This is a genomic window from Rhodococcus sp. SORGH_AS_0303, assembly GCF_030819335.1.
In the GTDB taxonomy this organism is placed as follows: Bacteria; Actinomycetota; Actinomycetes; order Mycobacteriales; family Mycobacteriaceae; genus Rhodococcoides.
The window spans coordinates 1838776-1850013 of the sequence record NZ_JAUTBO010000001.1; the positions used below are offsets into that span (position 1 = coordinate 1838776).

An 11238-nucleotide genomic window follows, 5' to 3' on the forward strand; every position below is an offset into this window, starting at 1 on the left:
GACCCGGGCAGCGTCAGAACACCTGTCGGTACAGCTCCTCGATCTGCTGGGCGGTGGGGACCACCGGGTTGTTGTTCGGCGAGCCCGAGGCAAGTGCCTGCTCCGCCATCAACGGGACGAGCTTCTCCCACTTGTCCGCATCGAGACCGTGCGCGCTCGGGGATGGCACTTCGACCGTCGCGCAGAGGTTCTCGATGTAGGTGACCAGTGCTGCCGAGGCCACGTCGTCGCCGTCACCCTCATGTGCGGCGCCGAGTTGCCGCGCGCACTCCGCGTACCGCTCCGGGGCGCCGGGGATGGAGAACGCGGTGACGGCGGGCAGCAGCATCGCGTTCGACAAGCCGTGTGCGACATGGAAGTGGCCACCGATGGGTCGGCTCATGCCGTGCACCAGACACACGCTGGCGTTGGAGAACGCCATCCCGGCCTGGGTGGACGCGGCCATCATCGCGGCGCGCGCCTCGGCGTCGTCCCCGTCGGTGTACGCGCGTACGAGGAACCGTCCGATGGTGCGCATGGCGTTGAGGGCCAACGCATCGGAGATCGGGTTCGCCTTCTTGCTGACGTACGCCTCGATGGCGTGGGTCAACGCGTCGACACCGGTGTCCGCGGTGAGGCGTGGCGGCATGGACATCGTGAGTTCGGGGTCGACGACGGAGGCGATGGGGAGGAAGGACAGGCCGGGGCACAGCATCTTCTCGTCCGACTCGCTGTCGGTGATGACGGTGAACTGCGTTGCTTCCGAACCGCTTCCGGCCGTGGTCGGGATGGCGATGATGGGCAGCGCCGGTCCGGTGTACGGACCGGGTGCCTTGTAGTCGCGCATGACGCCGCCGCCCTTGCTCAGCACCGACAGTGCCTTCGCGGTGTCCATGGGGCTCCCGCCGCCGAAGCCGATGACGGCGTCCGCGTCGTGCGCTGCGACGGCGGCGACCCCGGCGGTGAGGGAGTCGGTGGTGGGGTCGGGAACCGTCTCGGCGAACAGCGCGCCGGTCTTGCCGGCGGCCGCGATGATGCCCATGACGCGGTCCGCTGCACCCGTGCTGACCATGAACTTGTCGGTCACGAGGAGGGGGCGCTCGACTCCGAGGTCGTCGAGTACCTGGCCGAGGTCCTCGACGGCGCCGGGTCCCATACGCAGGAAGCGGGGAAAGGAAATGGATGTCGACATCGTCGTCGTGCTCCTTCTCGTGGTCGGGCGGTGCGTGATGCGGAAATGCCGATGCCGCACCGCCTCCCGAACTGCGGAGAGACGATGCGGCGCGGCGTGGACCTGACTAGTCGTTCTCGGGGAATCCCAGGTTGATGCCGCCGTGGCTGGGGTCGAGCCAGCGGGAGGTGACGGCCTTGGCGCGGGTGAAGAAGTGCACGCCCTCGGTGCCGTGGGCGTGGGTGTCGCCGAAGAGGCTGTTCTTCCAGCCACCGAAGCTGTAGTAGGCCATGGGAACCGGGATCGGCACGTTGATGCCGATCATGCCGACCTCGACCTCGTTCTGGAAGCGTCGAGCGGCGCCACCGTCGTTGGTGAAGATGGCGGTGCCGTTGCCGTAGGGGTTGTCGTTGATCAGCTGCAGCGCCTCGTCGTACGTGTCGACGCGGACGACGGAGAGCACCGGTCCGAAGATCTCGTCGGTGTAGATGCTCATCTCGGGGGTGACGTGGTCGATGAGGGTGGGTCCGAGCCAGAAGCCCTCGTCTCCGCCGTCGGCCTTCACGGTGCGGCCGTCGACGACGATGGTGGCGCCGGACTCCTCGCCCGCGTCGACGTAGGACGCGACCTTGTCGCGGTGCGCCTTGGTCACCAGCGGGCCCATGTCTGCGCCGCGGGTGCCGTCGCCGGTCTTGAGCGGGGTGGTGCGCTCGGCGATCTTGGCGACCAGCTCGTCAGCGATGTCGCCGACCGCGACGAGGGCGGAGATGGCCATGCAGCGCTCACCGGCGGAGCCGAAGCCGGCGTTGACCATGGCGTCGGCAGCGAGGTCGAGGTCGGCATCGGGGAGCACGATGGCGTGGTTCTTGGCGCCGCCCAGGGCCTGGACGCGCTTGCCGTGCGAGGTGCCCGTCGCGTAGACGTACTGCGCGATGGGGGTGGAGCCGACGAAGCTGATGGACTTGATGTTGCGGTTCTCGAGCAGCTCGTCGACGGCCGTCTTGTCACCCTGGAGAACGTTGAAGACGCCGTCGGGCAGGCCCGCTTCCTTCCACAGCTCGGCGATCCAGATGCTCGCCGTCGGGTCCTTCTCGGACGGCTTGAGCACGACGGTGTTGCCGGCGGCGATGGCGATGGGGAAGAACCACATCGGCACCATGGCCGGGAAGTTGAACGGGCTGATGATGCCGACGGGTCCGAGCGGCTGGCGCAGGGAGAAGACGTCGACTCCGGTGGAGGCGTTCTCGGTGAAGCCGCCCTTGAGCAGATGCGGTATACCGCAGGCGAATTCGACGACTTCCTGGCCGCGGCTGATCTCGCCGAGCGCGTCGGAGAGGACCTTGCCGTGCTCGGCGGTGATGATCTCGGCGAGTTCGCCCTTCTTCGCGTTGAGCAGTTCGCGGAAGTTGAAGAGGATCGCGGTGCGCTTGGACAGCGAGGTGTCGCGCCAGGCGGGGAAGGCGGCGGTGGCCGAGTCGATGACGACGCGGGCATCCTCGACGGTGGCGAGAGCGAGCTCGCCGGTGACCTGACCGGTGGCCGGGTTGGTGACGGGGGAGGTCTTGTCGGAGGTGCCGGCGAACGGCTTGCCGTCCACCCAGTGCGTGATCGTGTTCACGGAGATTCCTTCGGTCGAGTGCTGGCCTGTGACCTGAGTCTCCCTAGCAGAATTGCGTCTGTCAAAGGCCAAAGGCGCACTCTCGCGTGCAGATCTGCACGTCGTGGGTACGCTCACGGCATGTTCTCCGCCGATCATCTCCGCTTCTTCCTGGAGGTCTCGCGCCACGGGCGCCTCAACGACGCCTCGCGAGTGCTGGGTGTCGACCACACGACGGTGGGCCGCCGCATCACCAGTCTGGAGAAGGCGGCGGGCCATCGACTCTTCGATCGCACGCCGTCGGGCTGGCGGCTGACGGAGGCGGGTCGGCGCCTCGTGGGCTACGCGGAGACGGTGGAGTCGACGCTGATCGCGGCGTTCGAGGACCAGACGACGTCCGTGGGCTCGCTGACCGGCTCCGTGCGGATCGCCGCCCCGGACGGTTTCGGTGCCTTCGTGCTCACGCCGCAGCTGACGCGGCTGCGCCGGGACCACCCCCGACTCGACGTCGAGCTGGTCACCGCCACGGAGCACGACGCGCTGAGCACCCGCGGCTTCGACGTCGCCGTGAGCCTGGAGCGGCCGTCGCCGCGATTCATGTCATCGCGGAAGCTGGCGTCGTACGAGCTCAAGCTGTACGCGTCACCGTCGTACCTCCGCGCCGCGCCCACACTGGAGAGCCTCGACGACCTGCGTCGGCACGTCCTGATCTGGTACGTCGACGCGCTGTTGGACGTGGTGCCGCTGCGCATCCTCGACGCCATGCATCTCGACGGTCGACCGCAGTTCCAGACCAACAACATCACCGGGCACTGGCTCGCGGCCCGCCACGGGCTCGGGATCGCACCGTTGCCCAACTACATCGGCGAACCGGACGACCAGCTGGTCTGTGTGTTGCCCGACGAGTTCGCCGTGCGCCGCGACTACTGGACCGCGATGCCTCGCGACCTCACGCGACTGGCGCGGGTGAAGGCCGTCGACGAACTACTGCGATCGATCGTCGCCGACGACGTGCACCTGCTGGCACCGGATGCGGACGATCAGTGAGCCCGTCGCGGTAGTGCGAAGACCAGGACGAACGCGAGCACGGCGAATCCGGCGCTGACTCCCATGGCGTGCGCCGCGCTGTCGGTGAACGCCGTCGCGACGGCGTCCTCACCGGGGCCCATGACGTTCAGCGAGCCGAAGAGGACGCTGCCGATGATGGCGATGCCGATCGCGCTGCCGACCCGCTGCATCGTCGAGATGACACCGCTGGCGGCGCCCGCGTCGGGCCGATCGACCGTCGCGACGATGAACTGCGCATTGGGAGCGATGAAGGCGCCGTTGCCCAGGCCTGCGATGAACAGGGGCAGCAGCAGCTTCCAGTTGGTCAGGGCCGACGCATCGGTGAACAGCAGGACCAACCAGGCCCACACGAGTCCCAGGGTGACGAGGGCCGTGCCGAGCACCAGGACATTGCGGCCGAGACGTTCGGCCAGCCTGTTGGACTGCGACGACGAGATGATGCTGCCGATCGCGAACGGGATCGACACCACGCCCGAGGCGAGGGCCGAGTTGCCGAGACCGGTCTGCCACAGGATCGAGATGGTGAAGAAGATCGACGTGAAGGCAGCGAAGTAGACGAGGGCGAGAATGACCCCGCCGGTGAACGCGGGCCGGGTGAACAGTCGCGGCGGGACCAGGGGGGTGCGGCCGGCACGCGAGTAGCGCACCTCCCACGCGCCGAACAGCCCGATGAGCACGATGCCGGCGCCGAGTGTCACGTACGTCCATGTCGGCCATCCGGTGTCCTGGCCCTCGATGAGGGGGACCAGGATGGCGACGAGACCTGCCGTGACGAGTGCGAGACCCACCCAGTCGATACCGCGCGCGGGGGCGTCGGGGGAGTCGATCTCGGAGCGGGTCGGCAAGATCTTCGCGGCCAGGATCAAGCCGATGAGTCCGAACGGCAGGTTGACCCAGAAGACCAACCGCCATCCGCTCTCGCTGCCGGCGGCCTCGATGATCAGACCGCCGATGATGGGGCCCAGTGCGGACGAGACGCCGATGACGGCGCCCATGATGGCGAAGGCCTTGCCCCGCATCTGCGGCGGGAACAGCAACTGGATGTAGGCGGTGACGGCGGGGACGAAGATGCCGCCCGCGAGTCCCTGCACGATGCGCGCCGCGACGAGCTGCAGATCGTTCTGCGCGAGTCCACACGCGAGGCTGGCCACCGTGAAGAGGGCGAGTCCGGTGAAGAACACCCACTTGTGGCCGATGCGGTCGCCCACCCGACCCGCCGGGATCAGTGCCAGGCCGAACGCGAGCGCGTATCCGGAGATGATCCAGGACAGGGTGGCCTCGGACGCGTCGAGGCTCGTGCGGATGGTGGGGAGCGCGACGTTGACGATGGTCGTGTCGAGCAGGGCGATGAACATGCCCATGAGCAGGACGATCAACGACTGCCAGGCGCGTCGGGAGACCGCGGGGGCCGCGTTGTCGGCCGAGGTGGAAGTGGTGGACACCCGAGAAACCTTTCGCACAGGACAGTAACTGACGACCGTATTCGGTGAAGACGTGAGTCTCGGACCGGTCGTGGCCGCATTCTCTAGAGTTGCGTGCACCACGGAGCGCGGCGCACGGGGTGCAGCGTTCCCCGCGGGACGCGCACGCAATCACCGCTTCGCCGGTGACGGAAGCGAGGGGGATCTTCGATGACACATGCGTTCACGGACGATGCGTTGGGGCGCGACGACGCGGTGGGGCTCGCGCTGCGAGTGCGCAGGCGCGAGGTCTCCGCCGCGGAACTGGCGTCGGCGGCACTGTCGCGCATCGAGAAGACGGCCGAGTTGGACGCGCTGGTGGGGCCACCACTGACGACTCCCGTCGTCGGCGACCAGGCGGGGCCGTTCGCGGGTGTGCCGACGCTGATCAAGGACAACAGCGACGTCCGAGGGCTGCCGACGGGCCAGGGCTCCGAGATCATCCGTGCTCGTCCCGCGGACCGGCACGGTCCCGTGGCCCGCGAGATGCTCTCGATGGGGTTCGGTGTCATGGCCAAGACGACGCTGCCGGAGTTCGGTCTCAGCGCGTCGACCGAGTTCCCGACCCGGCCGCCCACCCGGAACCCCTGGAACACCGAGTACTCGACGGGCGCGTCCTCGGGCGGATCCGCGGCGCTGGTGGCGGCGGGGGCGGTTCCCCTCGCACACGGCAACGACGGCGGCGGCTCGATCCGGATCCCAGCGGCCTGCACGGGGCTCGTGGGCCTCAAGCCGTCGCGCGGCAGGTTCGTGCTGCCGGCGCTGGAGAAGCTTCTGCCCGTCGCGATCGTCTCCGAGGGCGTGCTGACGCGCAGTGTCCGTGACACCGCCGCGTTCTGGGCCGCGGCCGATCACGCGAGTGCACGACGCCTGCGACCGATCGGCACCGTGACGGGCCCGTCGGCGCGGCGACTGCGGGTCGGTGTGATCCGGCAGTCGCCCGCGGGCGGCCCCACCGACGTCGAGACGCTCGCCGCGCTGGACGACGCCGCCGCGCTCCTCGAGCGCCTCGGTCACACGGTGGACGAGATGACCACCGTGCCGATCGACCCACGCTTTCCCGAGGACTTCGTCGAGTACTGGTCGTTCCTCGCCTACGTTCTGCAGAAGACGACGCCGCGTCTCGAGGGCCGCACGGAACGCGACTTCGACACGCTCACCGCGGGACTCGCGGACCGCTTCCGTCGTACGCGGTACCGATTGCCGTCGGTGGTGCGTCGACTGCGCAGGGCCGGTGCCGACTACGCCTCGATGTTCGCGAGCGTCGACCTGGTGCTGTCCCCGGTGCTCGGGCACACCACGCCGCGGCTGGGGCATCTGTCGCCGCACGTGCCGTTCGACGAGTACCTCGAGAGGCTCACGTCCTACGCCGCGTTCACTCCGCTGCACAACGTGGCGGGAGCGCCGGCGATGTCGCTGCCGCTGGGGCGCTCGAGCGCCGGACTGCCGGTGGGGGTCATGTTCTCCGGTGTGCAGGGCGACGAGCGAACGCTGCTCGAGGTGGCCTTCGAGATCGAGGGCGCGGCACCGTGGCGTTCCCTCGCCGACTGACACGAGAACGTCGCCCGTTCTCCGTGTTGCGACCCCCGACGGGCCGGCGGGTGCCTAGTGTTCTGGGACAGGGGGGCGACCCGAGCCCGCTGACAGGCACGAACGTCGGAGGAACACATGTCCGCAGGGCTCGTCGACATCCTGATCCGCATCAGCTACCTGTTCCGCGGCTGGAGCTTCTAGTCAGGCGTTCGGGTTCGCCACGTTCTGCAGTCGCACCTGACCGCGGGCGATCTCCTTACCTGAGTCGGCGCTGGTGATGATCACCTGCCAGAGCTGCTGTACCCGACCCTGTTGCAGCGGGGTGGCGACCACGTCGACCCGCCCCTCGGTCATCGACCGGAGGAAGTCCGTTCCGTTGTGGACGCCGACGGCGAACTGACCGCGGTCCGAGACCGCCACGCTCGCACCGATACTCGCGGCCGATTCGACGGCCGAGGCGTAGACGCCGCCGTGCACGACGCCCCACGGGGTGTGATGATCGCTCGTCAGATCGATGTGTCCGCGTACCTCGGTGCCGGTGGCCGTGGTGACCTGCAGCCCGGCTGCGGCGGTGAAGACGGTGTCGGCGAAGTTCTGTAGGTCGGTCATGGGGTCTCCTGTGTAGGCGGACCCACAGTCAACCCCAACGAGCTCAGCGTCGGTCGACGTGTCCACCGAACACGATGGAGGCGTCGGCGAGTGCCACGCTCACGGTCGGCGTGCGTCCGTGCAGGTGACCCAGCGGACCGTCCGATGCGAACGTCCACGTCGTCGACAGCGCGCGGGTGGTCGCGTAGATCGTGTTGCGGGACACGACGGTGCGACCGCCGAGGTGCTGTGCGGTGGTGAGCGGAATGCGCGGCGTGCCCGGTGTGAGTCGGCGCCCGACCCGCGCGTCGAGCGCCGCGACGGGGGCACCGTCGAACGTCATCGACGCGGTGACACGCGGCCCGCTCGTCTCGCGGCGGAATTCGCCCAGATGCTTCGGTATGGACCACAGTTCGCGCCCACCGGTGCGGGACTGCGGACTGTCGACCCAGATGTGCGGGATGGTGGCCATGACGGTGAGGCCGTGCCGGACGAGTACCGAGCCGATCAACTCGTCGTAGGACAGGACGCCGCCCGAGGTGTAGCGCACGAAGGCCGCGGAGACGACAGCGTGCCCGCCGACCGTCACCAGCCGGGCATCGGCGTCGGACACGGCGGACACCACGTCCTGCGGGAGCTCGTGGACGGGAACGCGGTAGACCGACACCAGCAGGGTGCCGCCGAGGTACCAGGGCTCCGGCGGATACAGCTCGCCGTCCGCGCCGGTGTGCCAGTCCTGCGTCCGCGTCGACTCCGTCATGCGCACAGGGTAGCCGAATACGTGGACGTCCGACTATCTGACCGTGACGCGGCGGATAGGATCGCAGACGATGATCATCGCACCCGCCGTCGGAATCGTGTCCGGATACCTCGCCGACCTGATGCTGGGGGATCCACGACGCCGTCATCCCGTGGCCGCCTTCGGATCTCTCGCCGCCGCCCTCGAGACGCGGACGTACCGGGACGACCGACTCGCCGGAACCGTCCACACCGCACTGCTCGTCGGTGGAGCCATCGGCGCGACGGCCGCGGCGGATCGACTCGTGCGCGATCACCCGGTTCCGCGTGTAGCGCTGACGGCCGCCGCGGTCTGGGCGTGTCTCGGCGGAACGACGCTGGCCCGCACGGGTCTCGCGCTGGCCGACGCCCTGGACGCCAACGATCTTCCGGCCGCGCGGGCGATTCTGCCGTCGCTCTGCGGGCGTGATCCCGCTCTGCTGGACGACGCGGGCGCGGCGCGGGCGGCGCTCGAATCGGTGGCCGAGAACACCTCGGACGCGACGACGGGCGTGCTCTTCTGGGCCGCGGTGGCAGGGGCTCCTGGCGCCGTCGGCTACCGCGCCGTCAACACCCTCGACGCGATGATCGGCTACCACTCGCCGCGCTACGAACGGTTCGGATGGTGTGCCGCCCGGCTCGACGACGTGGTCAACCTGATCCCCGCCCGACTCACCGGACTCCTCACGGCAGCATCGGCGCCGACGGTGGGTGGGACGCCGCGGGACGCCCTGGCCGCGTGGCGCGCGAGCGCGTCCGACCATCCGAGCCCGAATGCCGGAGTGACCGAGTCGACCGCCGCGGGCGCCCTCGGAGTACGGCTCGGCGGCGAGACGGCCTACGCGCACGGTGTCGAACAGCGGCCCGTCCTGGGCCGGGGAAGCGTCCCCACGACGAACGATCTGCGGCGTGCGGTGCGCCTGTCGGCCGCGGTGCAGGCGAGCGCCGCGGCGGTGTCAGCGCTTCTTGCCGTAGCGATCGGTCAGCAGCGTCGTCGACTCGGCCGCGGGCGCCGACTTCCTTCGTAGGCCTCGCCGCGGCTTCAGCAGCGCGTCCAGTCCGTCGTCGTACTCGTCGGGAGCGGCGGTGGGCTCGAGATCGTCGCTCGGTTCGAGGTCGTCACTCGACTCGGCGTTGCCACGCCGCCGTTCCTTGATCTCGGCGCGCACGAAGTACGCCAGACCCAGCAGAGCCATGATGCCGAACGCCAGCCACTGCAACCCGTAGGACAGGTAAGGCCCGGCGTCGAGCTGCGGCAGCGCGAGAACACCGAGACCGCCGGGCTGCGCGTCGGCGAGCTGCACGTACCCGTCGACCGGATCGGTGCCGGTCAACTCACCGACCTGGGCGGGCGTGATCGTGTAGACCTGCGGGACCCCGGGGCCGGCGACGGCGGGCTTGTCCGGAACCGACGGTTCCGAGACGCGCAGGCGGCCCTCCAGCGTGACGGTGCCGGCCGGCGGGGGATCGAAGGTCGGGACGTCGATACCCGTGGTGGGCAGCACGTAGCCGCGGTTCACCAGGATCGTGGGCCCGGCGTCGGTGACGAACGGGGTGAGGACCTCGAAGGCCGGGGTGTCGTCGACGCTGCGCAGGCGGACCACCACATCGCTGTCGGCGTCGTACGTCCCGGTGACCACGACCCGTCGCCAGTCGTCCTCGGGGGCGACGACCTGCTCGGTCAACAGGTCGGCAGCATCGACCGGTTCCGCGTCGAAGGAGCGGCTGATCTGCTCGTTCCGCGCCGACGTGGTGGTGTTCTTGCCCAGTTGCCAGGGCGCGAGAACGGAGAAGCAGAGGTACGCGAAGAGGATGACGACAGCCGCGAGTGCCAACCACCCGGGACGGAGAAGGAACGACAGTCGGCGCACGACTACACAGCGTAGTCGTCGCGTCGCGACGGGGGTGTCAGTGCTGCGTGAGGGCCTCGAGTAGACCGGGGACGGCCGCCTCGATCTGCTCGCGCACCGTCTGGAAGTCGCCGTCGTCGCCGTAGTACGGATCGGCCACCGAGTCGGAATCGGCGTGCGGGTCGAACGAGCGCAGCAGTGCCAGCCGGTCCGCGGGGACGCCGAGGCGACGGAGGTCGCGCTCGTGAGTTCGATCCAGCGCGACGACGAGGTCCGCACCCAGGATCTCGGCATCGACGGTGCGGGCGCGATGGGCCGACGGGTAGCCGTGCGACTCCAGCTCGGCAGCGGCGCGCGGGTCGGCGGCGTCGCCGACGTGCCAGTCGCCCGTGCCGGCGCTGGTGACGCGCACCCGGTCGTCCATCCCGGCATCCGCGAGGGCCTGCGTCACGATCTTCTCGGCCATCGGCGACCGACAGATGTTGCCCGTGCAGACGAAGGTCACGTGCACCGTCATGCCGCGTCCGTCGTGAGCGAGGAGAGCAGCGTGGTGAGTTCCGCCGCCGATCCGACGGACCACGAGGCCGCGTCGTGCTCGGACTCGAATCCGTATCCCCACCGGACCAGGACGACGGGGATGCCCCAGTGCCCGGCGCCGAACACGTCGTGGTCGCGGTCGCCGACCATCACCACCGACGCGGTACCGCCCTCGGCCGTGGACCGAGCCGGGCGCCCCACCTGCTCGAGTGCGCGCGCGACGACGTCCGCCTTGGACCGGCGGCTGCCGTCGTCGCTGGCGCCCGCGATGAAGCGGAAGTAGTCGGCCAGGCCGAAGTGTTCGAGAATGCGCCGTGCGAATCGTTCGTTCTTCGACGTCGCGACCGCCATCGGGACACCGGCGGCCACGAGCGCGTCCAGCACGTCGACGATGCCCTCGTACACCCGGTTCTCGGACCAGCCGCGGCTGTCGTAGTACTCCGTGTAGGCGGCGCGGGCGCGCTCGACCCTGTCCTCGTCGAGACCGAGGGACCGGAACGTGTCGATCATCGGCGGACCGATGACGTGCGCCCGGACGTCGTCGCCGGGCGGCGGGCTCCCCACCGTCGCGAGCGCGTGATCGAAACCGGCGAGGATGCCGGGTGCGGAATCGGTGAGGGTGCCGTCGAGGTCGAAGAGGACGAGGTCGACGGCTGTGGTGGACATGGGGGTCAGTAT

At 69.4% G+C, this 11238-nt stretch carries 11 protein-coding genes; 3 read left to right on the forward strand and 8 right to left on the reverse strand.

Annotation, left to right across the window (positions count from 1 at the left end; translation table 11 throughout):
* Positions 1–13 precede the first annotated feature (13 nt).
* On the reverse strand, positions 14–1171 hold the full coding sequence (locus tag QE449_RS08715; protein ID WP_222630469.1) for an iron-containing alcohol dehydrogenase: 1158 nt from the start codon (positions 1169–1171) through the stop codon (positions 14–16).
* 106 nt (positions 1172–1277) lie between these two features.
* Positions 1278–2768 (reverse strand): CoA-acylating methylmalonate-semialdehyde dehydrogenase, encoded by a 1491-nt coding sequence (locus QE449_RS08720; RefSeq protein ID WP_042575241.1) that lies wholly within the window; start codon positions 2766–2768, stop codon positions 1278–1280.
* A 120-nt stretch (positions 2769–2888) separates the two neighbouring features.
* On the opposite strand from QE449_RS08720, the gene QE449_RS08725 reads away from it, so the two are divergent.
* Positions 2889–3794, forward strand: coding sequence for a LysR family transcriptional regulator (locus QE449_RS08725; protein ID WP_027505768.1), 906 nt, complete (start codon positions 2889–2891; stop codon positions 3792–3794).
* Here QE449_RS08725 and QE449_RS08730 read toward each other — a convergent pair.
* The gene (locus QE449_RS08730) at positions 3788–5257 is read right to left on the reverse strand and encodes an MFS transporter (RefSeq protein ID WP_027505769.1); all 1470 of its coding nucleotides are present in this window, start codon (positions 5255–5257) and stop codon (positions 3788–3790) included. The two genes, QE449_RS08725 and QE449_RS08730, sit on opposite strands and share 7 nt — an antisense overlap.
* Positions 5258–5446: 189 nt before the next feature.
* Here QE449_RS08730 and QE449_RS08735 point away from each other — a divergent pair, with 189 nt between their 5' ends.
* Positions 5447–6826, forward strand: a complete 1380-nt coding sequence (locus QE449_RS08735) for an amidase (protein WP_307108654.1) — start codon at positions 5447–5449, stop codon at positions 6824–6826.
* 183 nt (positions 6827–7009) lie between these two features.
* Here QE449_RS08735 and QE449_RS08740 read toward each other — a convergent pair whose 3' ends face one another.
* Both QE449_RS08740 and QE449_RS08745 read right to left on the reverse strand, forming a co-directional pair.
* On the reverse strand, positions 7010–7417 hold the full coding sequence (locus QE449_RS08740) for a PaaI family thioesterase (protein WP_056445720.1): 408 nt from the start codon (positions 7415–7417) through the stop codon (positions 7010–7012).
* A gap of 43 nt (positions 7418–7460) precedes the next feature.
* Positions 7461–8156: an acetoacetate decarboxylase family protein gene (locus QE449_RS08745; protein ID WP_307108655.1), complete on the reverse strand. Its 696-nt coding sequence runs from the start codon at positions 8154–8156 to the stop codon at positions 7461–7463.
* Between the two features lie 70 nt (positions 8157–8226).
* Between QE449_RS08745 and QE449_RS08750 the strand changes: the two genes are divergently transcribed.
* Positions 8227–9201 (forward strand): cobalamin biosynthesis protein, encoded by a 975-nt coding sequence (locus QE449_RS08750; RefSeq protein ID WP_307108656.1) that lies wholly within the window; start codon positions 8227–8229, stop codon positions 9199–9201.
* Here QE449_RS08750 and QE449_RS08755 read toward each other — a convergent pair.
* Genes QE449_RS08755 through QE449_RS08765 form a run of 3 tightly spaced genes read right to left on the reverse strand, consistent with a single transcriptional unit; the run spans position 9130 to position 11226 of the window.
* Positions 9130–10044, reverse strand: a complete 915-nt coding sequence (locus QE449_RS08755; protein ID WP_307108657.1) for an SURF1 family protein — start codon at positions 10042–10044, stop codon at positions 9130–9132. The genes QE449_RS08750 and QE449_RS08755 overlap by 72 nt on opposite strands.
* A gap of 37 nt (positions 10045–10081) precedes the next feature.
* Entirely contained in the window at positions 10082–10540 is a 459-nt protein-coding gene (locus QE449_RS08760; protein ID WP_307108658.1) for a low molecular weight protein-tyrosine-phosphatase, read from the reverse strand.
* Positions 10537–11226 (reverse strand): HAD-IA family hydrolase, encoded by a 690-nt coding sequence (locus QE449_RS08765; RefSeq protein ID WP_027505776.1) that lies wholly within the window; start codon positions 11224–11226, stop codon positions 10537–10539. The genes QE449_RS08760 and QE449_RS08765 overlap by 4 nt, the downstream gene beginning before the upstream one ends.
* Between the last annotated feature and the right edge of the window lie 12 nt (positions 11227–11238).

Excerpts from the sequence above, each read along its gene's own strand:
- QE449_RS08735 (WP_307108654.1), top strand. The coding sequence starts at position 5,447 with ATGACACATGCGTTCACGGACGATGCGTTGGGGCGCGACGACGCGGTG.
- QE449_RS08715 (WP_222630469.1), bottom strand. The coding sequence starts at position 1,171 with ATGTCGACATCCATTTCCTTTCCCCGCTTCCTGCGTATGGGACCCGGC.
- QE449_RS08750 (WP_307108656.1), top strand. The coding sequence starts at position 8,227 with ATGATCATCGCACCCGCCGTCGGAATCGTGTCCGGATACCTCGCCGAC.
- QE449_RS08745 (WP_307108655.1), bottom strand. The coding sequence starts at position 8,156 with ATGACGGAGTCGACGCGGACGCAGGACTGGCACACCGGCGCGGACGGC.
- QE449_RS08760 (WP_307108658.1), bottom strand. The coding sequence starts at position 10,540 with ATGACGGTGCACGTGACCTTCGTCTGCACGGGCAACATCTGTCGGTCG.
- QE449_RS08765 (WP_027505776.1), bottom strand. The coding sequence starts at position 11,226 with ATGTCCACCACAGCCGTCGACCTCGTCCTCTTCGACCTCGACGGCACC.
- QE449_RS08740 (WP_056445720.1), bottom strand. The coding sequence starts at position 7,417 with ATGACCGACCTACAGAACTTCGCCGACACCGTCTTCACCGCCGCAGCC.
- QE449_RS08725 (WP_027505768.1), top strand. The coding sequence starts at position 2,889 with ATGTTCTCCGCCGATCATCTCCGCTTCTTCCTGGAGGTCTCGCGCCAC.